The 15,427-nt window shown below is 67.1% G+C and carries 18 protein-coding genes, 1 tRNA gene and 1 pseudogene; 4 read left to right on the forward strand and 16 right to left on the reverse strand.

Annotation, left to right across the window (positions count from 1 at the left end; genetic code table 11):
• The first annotated feature begins 1 nt into the window (after position 1).
• Complete coding sequence (locus IQ220_RS16205; RefSeq protein WP_370566348.1) at positions 2-1,204, forward strand: NAD(P)/FAD-dependent oxidoreductase; 1,203 nt, start codon at positions 2-4, stop codon at positions 1,202-1,204.
• Between the two features lie 5 nt (positions 1,205-1,209).
• Here the strand turns inward: IQ220_RS16205 and psaK are convergent, their stop codons facing one another.
• From psaK to IQ220_RS04910, 3 genes are all read right to left on the reverse strand, one after another.
• Entirely contained in the window at positions 1,210-1,467 is a 258-nt protein-coding gene (psaK, locus tag IQ220_RS04900) for a photosystem I reaction center subunit PsaK (RefSeq protein ID WP_186699551.1), read from the reverse strand.
• Between the two features lie 66 nt (positions 1,468-1,533).
• Positions 1,534-1,890 carry a DUF3593 domain-containing protein gene (locus IQ220_RS04905; RefSeq protein ID WP_228008866.1) on the reverse strand — a complete coding sequence of 119 codons (357 nt, stop codon included), beginning with the start codon at positions 1,888-1,890 and terminating at the stop codon, positions 1,534-1,536.
• Complete coding sequence (locus tag IQ220_RS04910) at positions 1,887-2,204, reverse strand: DUF2499 domain-containing protein (protein WP_186699553.1); 318 nt, start codon at positions 2,202-2,204, stop codon at positions 1,887-1,889. The genes IQ220_RS04905 and IQ220_RS04910 overlap by 4 nt, the downstream gene beginning before the upstream one ends.
• A 47-nt stretch (positions 2,205-2,251) precedes the next feature.
• Here IQ220_RS04910 and IQ220_RS04915 point away from each other — a divergent pair, with 47 nt between their 5' ends.
• Both IQ220_RS04915 and csaB read left to right on the forward strand, forming a co-directional pair.
• Positions 2,252-2,833, forward strand: a complete 582-nt coding sequence (locus IQ220_RS04915; protein WP_193913696.1) for a rhomboid family intramembrane serine protease — start codon at positions 2,252-2,254, stop codon at positions 2,831-2,833.
• Positions 2,834-2,835: 2 nt separating this feature from the next.
• Positions 2,836-3,918: a polysaccharide pyruvyl transferase CsaB gene (gene csaB / locus IQ220_RS04920; protein WP_228008867.1), complete on the forward strand. Its 1,083-nt coding sequence runs from the start codon at positions 2,836-2,838 to the stop codon at positions 3,916-3,918.
• A gap of 3 nt (positions 3,919-3,921) precedes the next feature.
• Here csaB and IQ220_RS04925 read toward each other — a convergent pair whose 3' ends face one another.
• The 11 genes from IQ220_RS04925 to IQ220_RS04975 form a co-directional block, all read right to left on the reverse strand.
• Positions 3,922-4,062 carry a hypothetical protein gene (locus IQ220_RS04925; RefSeq protein WP_193913380.1) on the reverse strand — a complete coding sequence of 47 codons (141 nt, stop codon included), beginning with the start codon at positions 4,060-4,062 and terminating at the stop codon, positions 3,922-3,924.
• A gap of 563 nt (positions 4,063-4,625) precedes the next feature.
• Positions 4,626-5,219, reverse strand: a complete 594-nt coding sequence (locus IQ220_RS04930; protein WP_186699572.1) for a peroxiredoxin — start codon at positions 5,217-5,219, stop codon at positions 4,626-4,628.
• A 29-nt stretch (positions 5,220-5,248) separates the two neighbouring features.
• Positions 5,249-5,485: a 50S ribosomal protein L28 gene (gene rpmB / locus IQ220_RS04935; RefSeq protein ID WP_186699574.1), complete on the reverse strand. Its 237-nt coding sequence runs from the start codon at positions 5,483-5,485 to the stop codon at positions 5,249-5,251.
• 92 nt (positions 5,486-5,577) lie between these two features.
• Positions 5,578-7,542: a molecular chaperone HtpG gene (gene htpG / locus IQ220_RS04940; RefSeq protein WP_193913382.1), complete on the reverse strand. Its 1,965-nt coding sequence runs from the start codon at positions 7,540-7,542 to the stop codon at positions 5,578-5,580.
• A 1,224-nt stretch (positions 7,543-8,766) separates the two neighbouring features.
• Complete coding sequence (locus IQ220_RS16210; protein WP_193913384.1) at positions 8,767-9,060, reverse strand: hypothetical protein; 294 nt, start codon at positions 9,058-9,060, stop codon at positions 8,767-8,769.
• A gap of 661 nt (positions 9,061-9,721) precedes the next feature.
• Positions 9,722-9,964: a hypothetical protein gene (locus IQ220_RS04950; protein WP_193913386.1), complete on the reverse strand. Its 243-nt coding sequence runs from the start codon at positions 9,962-9,964 to the stop codon at positions 9,722-9,724.
• A gap of 232 nt (positions 9,965-10,196) precedes the next feature.
• Complete coding sequence (locus IQ220_RS04955) at positions 10,197-10,637, reverse strand: hypothetical protein (RefSeq protein WP_186699578.1); 441 nt, start codon at positions 10,635-10,637, stop codon at positions 10,197-10,199.
• Positions 10,638-10,688: 51 nt separating this feature from the next.
• Positions 10,689-10,919, reverse strand: a complete 231-nt coding sequence (locus IQ220_RS04960; RefSeq protein WP_193913388.1) for a ferredoxin family protein — start codon at positions 10,917-10,919, stop codon at positions 10,689-10,691.
• A gap of 26 nt (positions 10,920-10,945) precedes the next feature.
• Positions 10,946-12,136 (reverse strand): ATP phosphoribosyltransferase regulatory subunit, encoded by a 1,191-nt coding sequence (locus tag IQ220_RS04965; protein WP_193913390.1) that lies wholly within the window; start codon positions 12,134-12,136, stop codon positions 10,946-10,948.
• A gap of 30 nt (positions 12,137-12,166) precedes the next feature.
• A complete protein-coding gene (locus IQ220_RS04970; protein ID WP_193813843.1) occupies positions 12,167-13,090 on the reverse strand; it encodes an inositol monophosphatase family protein in 924 nt (307 codons plus the stop codon).
• Positions 13,087-13,455, reverse strand: a complete 369-nt coding sequence (locus IQ220_RS04975) for a 2Fe-2S iron-sulfur cluster binding domain-containing protein (protein ID WP_193813842.1) — start codon at positions 13,453-13,455, stop codon at positions 13,087-13,089. The genes IQ220_RS04970 and IQ220_RS04975 overlap by 4 nt, the downstream gene beginning before the upstream one ends.
• 38 nt (positions 13,456-13,493) lie before the next feature.
• On the opposite strand from IQ220_RS04975, the gene IQ220_RS04980 reads away from it, so the two are divergent.
• Positions 13,494-13,580 (forward strand) — tRNA-Ser (locus IQ220_RS04980).
• Between the two features lie 52 nt (positions 13,581-13,632).
• Here IQ220_RS04980 and pstB read toward each other — a convergent pair.
• Both pstB and pstA read right to left on the reverse strand, forming a co-directional pair.
• A pseudogene (gene pstB, locus IQ220_RS04985) lies at positions 13,633-14,435 on the reverse strand (phosphate ABC transporter ATP-binding protein PstB).
• A 58-nt stretch (positions 14,436-14,493) separates the two neighbouring features.
• On the reverse strand, positions 14,494-15,417 hold the full coding sequence (gene pstA / locus IQ220_RS04990) for a phosphate ABC transporter permease PstA (protein ID WP_193913392.1): 924 nt from the start codon (positions 15,415-15,417) through the stop codon (positions 14,494-14,496).
• Between the last annotated feature and the right edge of the window lie 10 nt (positions 15,418-15,427).

Raw genomic sequence — 15,427 nt, forward strand, 5'->3', positions numbered from 1 at the left:
TGTGGGGAGCCCGGGCGAGCGTCTCGATGTGCTTGTGGTGGGGGCCGGCCCGGCCGGCGGCAGGTTGGCGTTGCAGCTGGCCCGGGCCGGGGCCCGGGTGATGCTGGCGGATCGGCTGGCCGATCTGGCCCAGGCGGCCTTCAGCAGCGCGGCCTTGCCGCTGGCGGCGCTGCAGGGCCTCGGACTACCCGAGCAGGTGATCGCTTCTCGCTGGAGCGGTTGGCAGTTGCTGGGCCCCGCCGCCGGGCAACGGCAGTGGTGGGGCCGGCGCCCTCTGGGTGCGGTGCTGGACTTCGGTGCTCTGCGCTGCTGGCAGGCGGAGCAGGCCCGTCAGCTGGGGGTGGAACTGCGGCTCGGCTGGCGTGCTGTGGCCTGCGGGGCTTCAGGGGGCCAGGCCATGCGCACCTGGCTGTGTCCCCCGGGCAGCGCCACGCCCCGCAGCATCGAGAGCCGCTGGGTGGTGGATGCCAGCGGCCAGTCCCGGGCGCTGCTGGGTGAGCCCGCCCCGGGCCAGGGGACGCTGGTGCGAGGCCTGGGGGTGGAGTGGTTGCTGGAGGTGGACCCGAAGCTGGGCGAGCGCTGGGCCGATCGGCTCACCTTCTGCCTCGGCAGCGACTGGGTGCGTCAGGGCTATGGCTGGGTGTTCCCGATGGCCCCCGGCCAGCTCAAGGTGGGGGTCTGCCGGCTGCTGGATGGCCGCAGCGAACAGCTGCCCCTCGGCCCGGAGCTGGCGCGCCTGCTGCAACGGCTGGGGCTGGACCGGGCCCGTGTGCTGGATCGCCACGGCGGCCTGATCCGCAGCACGGTGCAACGCCGCGAGGCCCATGGCCACGGCCGGCTGCTGGGGCTGGGGGATGCCGTGAGCACCGCTAATCTGCTCGGCGGCGAGGGGATTCGCCACGCCATGGCCAGCGCCGATGTGCTCGGGCCACTGCTCCTACAGGACGGCTTGGGGCCCAAGGCGCTGCTGCGCGAGTATCGACGTCGGCTGGCTTCAGCCCTGGGATGGCGCTGGAGCCTGAGTGGCCGTCTGGCCCGGCGTATCTGGCTTGGCCTGGATGAGGGGGCGGGCGATCGTCATCTCGACCGCCTGCTCAGGGGCCTGGAAACCCGCAGGGCTGAGGATCTCTCCGCCCTGCTGTTTGACTACCGCTTTGAGCGCTATGGGCTGCGGGCCCTGCCCTACCTGCTGGGTTGGCGCTGAGGCGCTCAGACGACGCCGCGGGAGGCGAGGCCCAGGATGGTGCCGATGCCGAGGATGTGGCCCAGGCTCAGGGTGCCGAGCATGGCCCCGTGGCTCATGCCGCCGAACAGGGAGCTGTTGGGCAGTTGCAGACCCACGTTGGGCTGCTTGATGGTGGCCTTGCCGATCGCGATGGCGATCACGTTGCAGATGATCATCACCAACGCCACCTTCGGCGACCAGGTGAGGGTGGCGGGGGCCACAGCCAGAAGAGGAGCGAACATGGATCAGGAGCCGACGCCCCATCTTCTGGGGCTGCGCAGCCCTGGGCCGCGCGCCTTAAGACTTGTTCATCCGCCGGCTCCGGGCTCCGGTGGCTGCGGTGGCGGGCTCTGGCCAACGAAGCCCAGCACCACCACCAGGTTGGCCAGGGTGAGAAAGACCTCGGCGCCGCCGTGCAGCGGATCCACATCGGCCAGCTGGCGGCCCCAGAACTGCTCGGCCGCCACGGCGGCCAGGATCGTCACCGCCACGAACAGCAGGGTGAGCTGAAAACCCCGCAGGGCGAGCCTGGGGAAGGCCTCTACCTGCCGCGCCCACCACAGAAACAGCAGATAGGGCAGCAGGGAGAGCACAAACAGGGGGCCTGGATCCACCGAGGCCAGCCGCTCCAGCAGGGCCTGCATCAGCTGCGGCAACGCTGTCATCCGGCGCCTGGGGGTTGGGAGGCGCGCTGCAGGCGCAGCAGGTGCAGGGCGGCGATGGCCAGGGCGCCGTTGCCCAGCAGGGTGCAGCCGGCCTGCAGCACCACCAGGCCCTCCAGGGCGGCGGTGTTGTCAAACAGGTGCCAGGTGCAGGCGGCCATGGCGCTCACCAGGGCCGGCAGCATGGCCAGCGCCAGCCAGCGCCAGCCGCCCTCCCGCCGCCGCTGCCCGTAGCTGTGCACGGCAGCGATGGCGGCGATCCACTCCAGCACCGAGGCGATGTGGATCCACCAGGTCGGCAGGGAGAGCGCGTGCATGGCCAGACTCTGGCACTGAGATCCACCCCTCCGTGGCGACCGAGCCCATGGGCCTGCGCGCCCGCCTGTTGCTTCCCGTGCTGATCCTGGCGGTGCCCTGGCTGCAGGAGCTGCTGGATCAGCTGCTGTTCGGCGGCCGCTGGAACCTGCCGCTGGTGCCGGGAGGGCCGGTGTGGGGGGTGTTCACGTCGCCCTTCAGCCATGGCGGCTTCGCGCACCTGTTCAGCAATTCGCTCTGGTTCCTGCCGCTCTCCTGGCTGGTGCTCTCCCGCGGCCTGCGGCCCTACCTGCGCGTCTGGGCCTCGGTGTTGCTCTGCTCCTTGCCGGTGTGGCTGCTGTGGCACAACGCCAGCCATGGCCTCTCCGGGGTGGTCTACGGCCTGCTGGGCTACCTGCTGGCGGTGGGCCTGGTGGAGCGGCGGCCCTGGCCGATCCTGCTCTCCGTGGGCTGCGTGGTGGCCTACGGGGGGCTGCTGCCGTCGCTGCTGCCCCTGTTCAGTCCGCCGGGGGTCAGCTGGATCGGCCATGCCTCGGGCTTCGGCGCCGGGGTGCTGGCGGCCTGGGTGGGAGCACCACTGTCTGAGCGGCTCCCCGGCTCCCCGGGCGACTCCGGCCGCTTGCGGTGGTAGGGATGGCGCCTGCCCCCCTGCCCGCCATGCCCCTGCGTGAACGCCCCCTGCTGGTGGGCTATTACGGCGAGCACAACCTCGGCGACGACGCCCTGCTGGAGGTGCTGCTGGCCAGCCTGCCGCCGGGCTGCCGCCCCGTTGTCACGGCGCGGGATCAGGCGTTGGTGCGGCAACGCTTCGGCGTGGCCTGCGTGGATCGCACCGACCTGGGCGCCGTGATGGCGGCCCTGGGCGGCTGCGATGCCCTGCTGTTCGGCGGCGGCAGCCTGCTGCAGGACTCCACCAGTTTCCTGAGCCTGGTGTACTACGGCTGTCTGGTGCTGCTGGCCCGCAGCCTGGGCAAGCCCGTGCTGCTCTGGGGCCAGGGGCTCGGGCCCCTGCGCCGCCGTCGCAGCCGCTGGCTGGTGCGGGGCCTGCTGCCGGCGATCACGACAGTGAGCTGGCGTGATGCCACCTCGGCTGCCCTGGCCCAGCGTCTCGGGGCCAGGGCCGAGCCCCTGGTGGGTGCTGACCCGGTGTGGAGCGTGGCTCCCGAGCCGTGGCATGGCATGGGCGGCCCGCTCGTGCTCTGTTTTCGGCCGACGGTCCAGCTGAAGGGAGAAGCCTGGCGGCCCTGGCTGGCGGCCCTGGAGCTCCTGGCACCCGAGCGCGATGTGATCTGGCTGCCCTTCCATGCCGTGGAGGACCGCGGCCTGCTGGCCTTGCTGCTCAGCCAGGGTCTGCTGGGTTCTGGGCTGGCGGCCCGCAGCCGGGAGCTCTGCTGCGACCACCCGCGCGAGGCCATGGCCGTGTGCGCCGGCGCCGGGCTGGTGCTGGCGATGCGCCTGCATGGGTTGATCCTGGCGGCGGCGGCGGGAGCGCCCGTGGCGGCGCTCAGCTACGACCCCAAGGTCAGCGCCGCCGCCCTCTCCCTTGACTGCCCCTTGGCAGAGCTGAATCGCCCCGTCGATGCCGCTGCGTTGCTGATCCAGTGGCGCCAGAGCCTCGACAGGCCTCCCAACGACCAGCGGATTGAAGCGCTGCGGCGGTCCACGGCGGTGCACCGCCGCGTCCTGGAGGGAGCCTTCGGGCCGCCAGCTGGATGACCTTCAGGCCTCCAGCTGGCCACCGGCAAGGCTGGGGTGGCCCCTGCGCAAGAACAGGGCCCGTTTGCGGCCATCCGGGCGGATCACCACCACCGTGGCGTCACCCCCTGCCGTCCGCGCCACGCCGAACGGACATCGCCTCATCGGGTGCCACCGCAGGCTTCAGCAGCTCGGCGGCCACAAATCCCCTGGCGCCGCCACCGAGGGGCTGCACATCGCACCAGTCGCGCCCCTCCCTTGGCCGGCAGCGAGATTGTCCAGCACTTCTCCAGAGGTCAAGGTGGTGAGCACGGCGGCGGAGAGGGACGGCTTCTCGCGCAGGTTCACCCCATCGCCGCGCACGACCCAGCTGCGAGGACTGCCCTCTGTCGGCGCGGAGCTCAGCACCGGCTCAGGCTCCCGTGCCGCAGACGTGCCCGCCTTCTGGACCCAGGCCCCCAGGACCAGGCCCAGGCCCAGACCCAGCACCGCTGCCAGTGCGCCGGCAGGGTTCCAGCGGGAAGGCCATCGCGGCGTCACGGTCCTCATGGTTGTTGGCGGATGGCTGATGTCTCTGTGCAAATCAAGCATTCTTCCTGCGGTCAAGCCAGCCCGGCCACGGTGCGTCTGCTCACAGCCAGCGTTGGATCGAGCGGCGCCTTCCACCACCGCGGCGCGCTGACCCTCCCCCAGCAGGAGGCTGTGGAGTGAAAGGGCTGACGCTCAGCTCAGGCCGAAAGAGCCTGCAGCCTGGAGAGTTCCGCCAGCACCTCACGACTGTGGCCGCTGGGGCGCACGGCCACCCAGCGGCTGCGCAGCACCCCGCTGGGGTCGATCAGGAAGGTGTGGCGTTGCGAGAACGGAGCGATCCAGGAGCCGTAGCGCTGACTCACCTTCCCGCCAGGGTCGCTCAGCAGCGGGAACACCAGCCCTTCCTCACTGCAGAAGGAGGCGTGGGAGTCGGCGTCGTCGGCGCTCACGCCCACCACGTCGGCGCCGGCCCGCTGAAACGCCTGCAGGTCGTTCTGGAAACCGCGTGCTTCGAGAGTGCAGCCGCCGGTGAAATCGCGCGGGTAGAAATAGAGCACCAACCAACGGCCGGCAAAATCTGCCAGGGACAGCTCCGTGGGCAGCGGATCGGCTGGGCCGCGGAGGCCAGCCGGGTCGGGGGCCACACCGGGCAACCGGAACTGGGGTGCCGGAGCGTTGAGTTCAGGCAGTGTTCCACCAAGAGCCCAAGCACCAGCCGGACGGATCAGCAGCGAAGCCGCGGCAAGCAGGCTGCCCTGCACGGCGCTGGCCAGGAGCTTGCGGCGAAGCATGAGGCCGGAGTCAGGAGGGCAGCACGTGCTCAGAGCTTGGCCAGGTTCACACCCAGTTCCTTGGCGTAGGCACCGAGGCCTTTCTTCTGAATGGTCTTGAGGGCTTTGGTGGACACCCGCAGCTTCACGAAGCGCTTGCCCTCGGCCCACCAGAGGCGGCGCTCCTGGAGATTCACCTGTTGGAGCTTCTTGGTGCGCACGTGGGAGTGCGAGACGGCCATGCCGTTGTTGGCGCGCTTGCCGGTGAGCTGGCAGACCCGGGACATGACCTACAACCGTTCAGAACAACTTCTGGGCATCAGCCCAAGCGGAGACTTTACCAAAGAGTCGAGGCCTTGAGTGCCGTCTCCGCAGGGGCTCAGAGGCCGCGCTCCATCAGCTGACCCATCAGGTCGGCGCTGCGTTGCTGGAAGCCGGCCAGCTGGTTGGGCTCGAGGCCGCCCACCGCCAGGCGGGCCATCTCGTAGAGGTGGGCGCTGAGGGCGCTGGCCAGCTCCTGGCTGGGGGAGCTGCCCGAACCGGTGATCACTGAGCCGGCGCTGAGCTTCAGCAGTCCTTCCACCAACCGGTGCCGGCGGTTGATCAGCAGCACGTGGTAATCGGGCAGGCCCGGCAGGCGCTGCTCCATCAGGGCGCCCATGTCATTGATGCGGCGCATCTGCTCCGGCAGCAGGATCAGGGCGGCGGGGGCGTTGTCGCCCTTGAGGGCCTGGATCTGGAGGGTCACCCGGTCGTCGTTGAGGGCGCTCTTGAACAGTTCCCGCAACTTCTCCGAGCTGTCCTTGCCCTCGGCATCGGCCAGTTCGCTCTCTTTCTCCTGCAGGGAGTCATCCAGCTCGGCATCGACCCGCTGGAACTTGAGGTCCTCGTGGCGCATCTCCAGCCAGGGGATGAACTGGGTGTCAATGAAGGTGTCGGCCAGCAGCACTTCGGCGTCCTGGCTCTTCCACAGGGCCAGGGGGCCTGCCTGGCCAGCCTCGTCGGTGCAATAGAGCACGCGCTTGTCGTGGTCCCCGCTGAGGCGGCTGCGGTAGCCCAGCAGGGTCGTGAAGGCCTTGCCGCCCTCAGCCGGGATCGGATCGAGGCTGCTGCCCTCGGCGGCTTCGCCGTCGGGTTCACCGGCAGCGGCTGCAGCCGTGGTGCCGAACAGCACCAGATCCGCCACCTGGTCGGCGAATTTGTCGTCTTCCATGGCGCCGATCTTGATGAAGGGAGCCACGGACTCCCAGATCTCGGCATAGCGCCTGGGGTCGTCGCGGTGCAGCTCCTTGAGGCGATCGCCCACCTTCTTAGCCACGAAGCCGCCGATCGAGCGCACACGCCGATCGGTCTGCAGGGCCGAACGGCTCACATTGAGGGGGATGTCCGGCGAGTCAATCACGCCGCGCAGGGGCAGCAGATAGCGGGGCACCACCTCCTTGATCGAATCGCTCACGAACACCTGGTTGCAGTAGAGCTTGATCTCGCCTTTCTCCCAGTCGGCCCGGCCGCTGGACTTCGGGAAGTAGAGGATGCCCTGCAGGGTGTAGGGGTAATCGGTGTTGAGGTGCACCCAGAGCAGGGGGTCGCCCTGGAAGGGGTAGAGGTAGCGGTAGAGCTCGATGTAGTCGTCGTCGCTGAGCTCGCGGGCGCTCTTGCGCCAGGGAGCCTCCCGCTTGTTGACGGTTTCACCCTCCAGCTGCACCGCCACGGGCATGAAGTCGCAGTAGGTGGTGATCAGGGTGCGGATGCGGGAGGGCTCGATGTACTCGAGTTCCTCCTCCATCAGATGCAGGATCACATCGGTGCCTGGCTCGCTGCGCTCTGAGGCCTCCAGGCTGAAGTTGGGGGAGCCATCGCAGCTCCAGCGCACCGCCTCACTGCCCTCCCGCGCGCTGAGGGTCACCAGCTCCACCTGGCTGGCCACCATGAAGCTGGAGTAGAAGCCCAGGCCGAAGTGGCCGATGATGGCATCACCCTCGTTCTTGTATTTCTCGAGGAAGTCTTCGGCGCTGGAGAAGGCCACCTGGTTGATGTAGCGCTTCACCTCGTCGGCGCTCATGCCGATGCCGTTATCCGAGATGGTGAGGGTCTTGGCCTCGCGGTCGATGCGGATCTGGATCCTGCCCTCCTCGCCCTCGCTGCAGTCGCCGGCCATGGCGGCCATGCGGCGCTTGCTGATGGCATCCACGCCATTGCTCACCAGTTCCCGCAGGAACACCTCATGGCCGCTGTAGACGGCCTTCTTGATGATCGGGAAGATGTTCTCGGTATGGATCTGGATCTGGCCCTGTTCGGCTTGAAGCACAGTCCCAATGGCAAGGTCGCGACCTTCAGGATCCATCGCTGCACGGCGTCTCGCCAAGGGGGCGCCATGGGCAGGAAACCGTCCTGCTTCTCCAGCCCTGGCCGCAGCCAGTCGCTGCTATGGCTGCCCTGGACGCCCGTCTGGAACTCATGGGGAGGCCAAGACGTCGGACTCAATTGTCCAGAGCTCAAGCTGCTCCAGTGTCCTGGGTTCCAGGATCAGCCGGCGGGGTGAACGCTTGCTGGGTCGTCTCTGGCCAGTCGAACCAACGGGTGCCCCAAGGGGCAGGAAGGCAGCGTGAGACCAGCCCAGATCGGCTGCACGGAAGACGGCGTAAGGGGAGGCGATCGTCATTTTTCATGACGCGTAGTACGCACGTACTAGCCATGAATCGGGTGACTGTCAACGGCCATGCGTGCGGCACATGGCATCGCCATGCCCCGGCTGAGCCGGGAGGCGAGCGGCGATACCCAAAACTGATGGACCGAAGACTGGTGGTTGGGGCTCGCTGCTGGGCCGGTCACTGTCTGCGGATGGATCTGTTCGTGGCAGCGGAAGTGTGTTGACAGCTGCGAAGCACGTTTTTTGGGGGAGCGTTAGGCCCCAATCCATGAGGATCTCATGCTGATGCAATGATTCAAGGTGTAACCTGCAATGCGTTCAGACCCACCGTGATCGATCGTCACGAAGAGTAAGTCATGGTGACGATCACTCACGAGGAGCTCAGTCCTGGTTGATCTAGATTGAGGTGATGAGAGTGTGATGATTAGCCTAGGAAGGAGATGGATTCAAAGCCAATCACGGTCATGGTGACGCCTCCTTGGCTGAAGCGTGTTCTCCTTCCATTTCGGGATCGTGTGTAATCACTGGCAGTGCCAGGAAGAGAGAGTCTGTCTCTGCCGCTCTGGCCATTCAACGTGATATCTCCGAAGCCAAAAACTCTGTCATTTTCACCGCCAAGAAGCAAGGTGCCACCGCCTCCGAAGCCTCCAACGCGCGCGTCAACCCTGTCGCGGCCGCCACGCGTGTTGAGCTTGCCAGTTAGAAAGATGCCAAAACCCCGCTGACCAGCTGAGCCTGCTTCACCAGCCTGGCCTGGTGCGCCGAAGGAGCCAAAGAAGCCACGAGAACCAGAGAATCCTGATCTCCTCCTAATGAAAACAGTGCCACTCAACCCACCCTGGCCCCCGTTACCACCAAAACCACGATCGCCGCGGGATCCACCTGAGCCACTCAATCCTGCTGCACCCAGGTTGCCACCTAATCCGCCTCTGCCGATGATTCTGTCTGACTTGTTGCCGAGTTTGAGGCGGCGGCCTTGGAAAATGATCCCGTTCCCGCCGTCCCCACCATCTCCGCCATCTCCACCATCCCCGCCCGCACCACCATCGCCACCCCGACCTCCCCTGCCACCGTTACCTCCAACACCTCCAGGGGAGGCAGAAGCCGGAAAGGCGTTGCCTCCTGCACCTCCTGTACCTCCTCTTCCGCCACCCTGGCCTCTACCACCAAAGCCTCCAGATCCTCCATCTCGGCCCGCGCCACCGTTTCCACCAGTTCCTCTGATGACAAATCTGGAACGGGCCTTCCTTAATTGACGCCGTGCGATTGTCAGCCCGAAGGCTCCGTTACCACCCGAGTCCCCATTGGTTCCGTCCCCACCATCCCCACCAGATAGGCCGCTGAATCCAGTACCGCCGGTGCGACCATTCTTGCCGCTTGGATCGAAGATTATTATCCCATTATCTCCTCTAGAACCCGTGAGGCCGCTAGATGCTCTTGAAAAGATTGAAAAGGAAAAACCTCGTGATCCATTGGTGCCTGCGTTGGCGCCGTCAGCTCCAGACTGACCGGTATTGTTGAAACGAGCCATAGAACCTAAGGAACTATTGTTGATTCCTTGCTACCCGATCTCAGGCTGCCCTCAAGGCTTAACGGAAGTGTTGGTAGGATATCTTATCATTTCATAGAGCTGAAGGGCCAGGCTGCCACCACGCGTGGAGTCGCTTCCGGGGGTAGGTGCAGGGCTAGCAGTGCTGAACTGCCGCCGCTACCAGTCCCTGCGGAAAGCAATGGAGCGGTCCCTGCCCAGCTGAGGTTCTGCTGCCAGTGAATTAGGGATTACTGGGCAGCAGCGGTTAACTGTTCTCTCTGGATCAGCCTCTGCCTGCCAGCCTCTCGGCTTGCAACGGTGCCATCGATCACTCGGCCGATTCTAGACTTGCTCTCTATCACTGTCAGCCTTGGCTTCGCTTCTAGTGGTGGCGTCGCTGCCCTCGGCCGCAGGAGGCAGGTTGCGCTCCACCTGCACGAACAGCAGCCAGGCGAGGCCGCCGCTGACGCCGGTGCCCCAGTCGCCCCGCACCGCGGCGACGATGGCGATGGTGCTGGCCACGATGCGCAGGGCACGGATCCCGAAGCGGCCGAGCCGATCGAGGGACTGCTGATTGAAGACCACAGGTGTCCGAGCCGACTGGGGAGCCAGTCTGCTGCGGACCTGCAGGCCCGATTCAGAACTTGCGCAGCTCCCGGCGCAGTGGTGGCGGCGCCCCCGCCGGCTCCTGGCGCAGGGGCTCAGAGCCCGGCAGCAGCGCCGAGGCCAGCACCGCCAGCACCAGACAGGTGCTCAACCACGACCAGAAGCGTCTGACGCCTGGACGACTCACCCAGCCTGTCCCTGGCGACGCCCCCTACTCACAGCCCTTCACGGAAATCCGATAGCTGAAGCCCAGGGAGCCTGGGTGGTTGCTGGAGCCCACACGGAAGTTCATCAGCCGGCTGCGCCGGCCCGGCACGGCCTTGAAGGGGCCGAACTCGCGGCCCTCGCCTGGATTGAACGTGGGCGTTTCATTGATCACCTGCAGGTTGGCCCCATCGGTGAACACCATGAAACCCGCAATCGGGAACAGGGCCCGCTCCGTGGAGGCGGAGGTGAAGAAGAAGCGGTAGCTCTTGTAGTCGCGATCCACAACGAAATCGGTGTTCCAGTTGGTGCGGCCCAGGGCCCGGTCAGGACCGATCTGTTTGGCCACCACCGGATCGCCGCCCCCGCCCAGGGGCACCAGGAACCTGCAGCTGGCCTGGGCCGGGCTGAGCCCCGCCACAGCCGTGATCGAGAGGGTGGAGAGCATCGCAAGGCTCCCGCCAATCCAGGACATAAAAAAGGATTCGGAGCCTGAAACCTACTGGAAGCCGCCCTGCTGCAACCCCGGCTTCTCCTCGGGCAGGATGGCGCCGTTGACAGGACACACCTGCAGGCAGATGCCGCAGTCGATGCAGGTGTCGAAGTCGATCCAGTAGAAGCCGGTGCCCTTGCTGTTGGCGCTCTTGCCGGGGTGGATGCAGGCCACCGGACAGGCATCGACGCAATCGGCCACCCCTTCACAGATGTTGGTGACGATTGTGTGGGCCATCAGGACAGGCGTGACTGCGGCGGATCCTAGGGAGCCAGCCAGTGCAGTTTGGAGCAGGCCCGCTCGCGGGCGACCGCCTCAGCGGCGGCGTGGCTGCTGAATGGACTCGGCAGCAGTTCGGCCCTGATGGCGCTGCGGTGCAGGGCTTCGAGGCTGTCGAGGGCCTGGGCCAGCTGCTGCGGCGCGCCATAGGCCACCAGCTCGGGGCCGCCGCCGGGCTCGCTCAAGGCGCTGCTGCCCGCCCCCGTGGCCAGCAGCTCGCGCACGGCCTCCACATGGAAGGCGAAGCCCACGCCTGCGGCGGCCTGGCCCTCGCCGCTGAAGCGCCCCACCAGGGCGTCATAGCGGCCGCCACCGGCGATCGCCACCGGGGCGTCGGGTCCCTGGCACACCAGCTTCAGCACCAGCCCGTCGTAGAGAGCGAAGTGGGGCTGGTAGGTGGGATCGAGCTGCACCTCCACCCCGAGCCGCTGCGCCGCCGGGGTGACCACCGCCAGGGTGTGGCTGAGCTCTTCGAGCAAGGGGATCGGACCCAGCCACTGCTCCAGTTGATACAGCACCTGGGAGGCCTCGCCCCGCAGCCGCATCAGGGCGCTGAGCCGCTGACGATCGGTGCCCTGCAGCTGGAGCTGCTCCAGGGCGATCGGATCGAAGCTGGTGAGGGCGGCACGGGCGGCTGCCCGCTGGGCGGCGGGCAGTTGTTGCAGCAGGGCGCCGAGCACGCCGTGATGCCCCACCAGCAGCCTCGGACTGTGCTCCGGGCGCAGACCGAGGTTGCCGGCTGCCGCCAGCAGCAGCCGGGTGAGTTCGGCATCGGCTGCCGCCGACGCTTCTCCCAGCAGCTCCACGCCGCTCTGCAGCTGCTCGTGGATCCGTTGCAGGCCGGAATCGCCCACGCTGCTGCGGAAGGTGCTGCCCTCGGTCCAGAGGCGCAGGGGCCTGGGGCGCTCGGCCATGCGGGTGCCGGCGGCCCGGGCGATCGAGGCGGTGAACTCAGGCCGCAGCCCGAGCGGCTCGTCGGCGGCGAGGCGCACCAACTCGCGGCCATCGATGCCCCCGCCGGCGGCCAGGGTGTCGAGCCGCTCGAAGCCGGGCGGCGCCACTTCCTGGTAGCCCCACAGCCGGTAGATCGCCGCCAGATCGGCACAGATGCGTCGGTTGCGCTCCACCTGGCGCGGGTTGAGATCCCGGGCGCCGGCGGCGGGTTGCAGGGCCATGGAGGCAGGCGGTTGGAACGCCGCCCGATCCTATGGAGCGGCCTGGGCGGCGGCCCCATCCAGCTCCGGAGCTCCGAAGCTGGCGCCGGCCAGGGGCCGACAGGCGGCCAGGCCCTCAATCAGGGCGGGCTGCAGGGCTGGAGCACAGGCGATCAGCCGGCCCTGCTCCAGCACCAGGGGCCCGCCGCCGTAGCTGCTCACCCGCCCGCCGGCCTGCTCCACCAGCACCACGCCGGCGGCCAGGTCCCAGGGGGAGAGGCCCCGTTCCCAGTAGCCATCCAGGCGGCCGGCGGCCACGAAGGCCAGGTCCACCGCGGCGGCCCCGCCGCGTCTCACCCCATGGGTGCGGTGGGTGAAGTGGGCGAACTCGGCGTAATTGTTGTCGAGCCGCTGGAAGCGGTCGTAGGCGAAGCCGGTCACCAGCAGGGCGTCCTGGAGGCGCGCGCAGTCGCTCACCTGCAGCCGCTGACTGGAGCCCAGGCGCTGGTCGTCGCACCAGCTGCCCAGGCCCGGCGCGGCCCAGTAGAGCTCCTGCAGAGCCGGCACCGCCAGGGCGCCGAGCAGGGGTGTGCCCTGCCAGCACAGCCCCACTGAAGTGCCGAAGAACGGATAACCATGCGCGAAGTTGGTGGTGCCGTCGAGGGGGTCGACGCACCACTCGAAGCAGCCCTGGCCACTGCGGCGGCCGCTCTCCTCGGCCAGCACCCCGAACTCAGGCGTTTCCCGCTGCAGCAGGGCCAGCACGGCGGCCTCGGCGGCCAGGTCCGCCTCCGTGACCAGATCGCCACAGCGACCCTTTTCCCGCACCTGCCGCACGCGGCCGTACTTCTCGCTCAACAGGGCGCCACCGGCCTCAGCAGCCCGCCGGGCCACCGCCACCAGGTTGTCCCGCTCGGAGGGCGTCAGGCCCGACTCGACCAGGGCCCGATCTGAGGCCGCTGCGGGGCCGCTCATTCCTCCTCCAGGGGCAGGCCGGGGCGCACCTGACCGCGGCCGAAGTGGCGGCCGAACTGGAGGTCGTAGACCTCATCCTCATCCTGGGTTTCCACCTCCAGGGGGCCGATGGCCCGGGCCACGCAGAGCAGGCCGTAGCCGCGCTCGCGCAGTTCGCGCGACAGGCCCAGGGCTTCGCGGTGGTCGATCTGGCCGTTGAGCACCCGCACGGCACAGGCGGTGCAACAGCCGTTGCGGCAGCTGAATGGCAGCGGATCACCCTGCTCCTCAAAACTGCGCAGGATGTAGGCCCCCTCCGGCACCTGATGGCGGATGGTGCGTCCGCTCTGGCGCCAGTGGACAGTGATCGGGTAGGTCGTGGTCATGCTGCTACATTGCCACCTGAGTGCCCCATTTAGCCGCTGGAGAGGTGGCCGAGTGGTCGAAGGCGCAGCACTGGAAATGCTGTATAGGGGCAACTCTATCGAGGGTTCGAATCCCTCCCTCTCCGCTTCCCCGCCAGCCTTTGTGCTGGCTTTTTCATGCTCGCCAAACGGCTGGCTTCAGCCGAAGCGGCCGGTGACGTAGTCTGAGTGGATTGTTGGGCTGGATTGTTGAAGATCTTTTCGGTTTCGCTGAACTCCACCAGATAGCCCACCTTGCCGGAGCCACCTGAAACCGCCTCGGCGTTGTAGAAGGCGGTGAGGTCCGCCACCCGCACGGCCTGCTGCATGTTGTGGGTCACGATCACGATCGTGAAACTGCGCTTGAGCTCATGCATCGTCTCCTCGATCTTGAGGGTGGAGATCGGGTCAAGGGCGGAGCAGGGTTCATCCATCAGGATCACTTCCGGCTCGGTGGCGATGGCCCGGGCGATGCAGAGGCGCTGTTGCTGGCCGCCGGAGAGGGCCAGACCACTCTCTTTCAATTTGTCCTTGCACTCATCCCATACCGCTGCCTTGCGCAGGGAGCGCTCCACCAGTTCATCCATGTCGCCCCGGTAGCCGTTGATGCGGGCTCCAAAGGCGATGTTTTCGTAGATCGTCTTGGGAAAGGGGTTGGGTTTCTGGAACACCATGCCGATGCGCCGACGCACCTCCACCGCATCCACGTTGGGGGCGTAGATGTCATGTCCGTCGAACACCACGCGGCCCTTGAGGTGGCAGCCGGGTATCAGGTCGTTCATGCGGTTGAGGGCCCGCAGCACCGTGGATTTGCCGCAGCCGGAAGGGCCGATGAAGGCCGTCACCTTGCCGCGTGGAATGTCCATGTAGACGTTCTTCACCGCCTCGAAGCTGCCGTAGGAGATGGTCACGTTCTCCAGGGCCAGGCAGGTGTCGGGAGCGGAGGCCGGAGTGTGGGACATGCTGATCGTGCTGGCGGTGGTCATGGTGTTGGAGGTGCAGGGAAGAACCAGGTGGCGCTCAGGCGCGAGAGAAACTGGCGATCCAGCGGGCCAGCAGATTGGCCACGAGAATCATCATCACCAGCACGAAGGAGGCCGCCCAGGCCAGTTCGTTCTGGGCCTCGTAGGGCATGATCGCGAAGTTGAAGATCAACACCGACATGGTGGCAATCGGGTTGAACACTCCCTCCGGCCAGAAGGGTGAAAACAGGGCCGTGAAGATCAGCGGGGCGGTTTCCCCGGCGGCCCGAGCAATGCCGAGCACCACGCCTGTGGCGATGGGCGTGAACGCCGCCGGCAGGGTGATGCGCATCACTGTCACGAACTTGGAGGCCCCCACGCCGTAGGCCCCCCAGCGCAGTTCCTGGGGCACGAGTTTGAGGCCCTCATCGGTGGTTTTGATCACCGTGGGCAACATCAGGGTGGCCAGGGCGATGCCACCGGCCATGGCGCTGTAGCTCTGATCAAAGAAGATGCGGGTGGCCACCACGATGCCGTAGACGAACACGCCGCAGATGATCGAGGGCACGCCGGCCAGCACGTCGTTGCCGAAGCTCACGAACTTGGCAAACCAGCCTCTCTGGGAATATTCCGTGAGGTAGATGCCACCGCCAACACCGATCGGCACCGCGATCAGGGAGGCGATCAGGGTCACCAGCATGGTGCCCAGGATGGCATTGCCGATGCCGCCGCCGTCCAGGCCAGGAGGAGGCGGCAGCTCGGTGAACATGCTGAAGCTGATCAGCCGGCCGCCCTGCAGGAGCACGTAGAGGATCACCAGGAACAGGGGGAGCACCGCCGTCACGGCAAACAATCCGGCGATGCCGGTGCACAGCCGGTTGATCCTGTTGCGCTTCAGGGAGCGATCGAAAGTGAGAGGCCGCCTCGCAAAAAGGCTCTCTGTGAGCTCGCGTTCTTCGCGGGCGGTGGAGATGGTCGCCATGGGTGGGAAT

The organism is Cyanobium sp. LEGE 06113 (assembly GCF_015207615.1).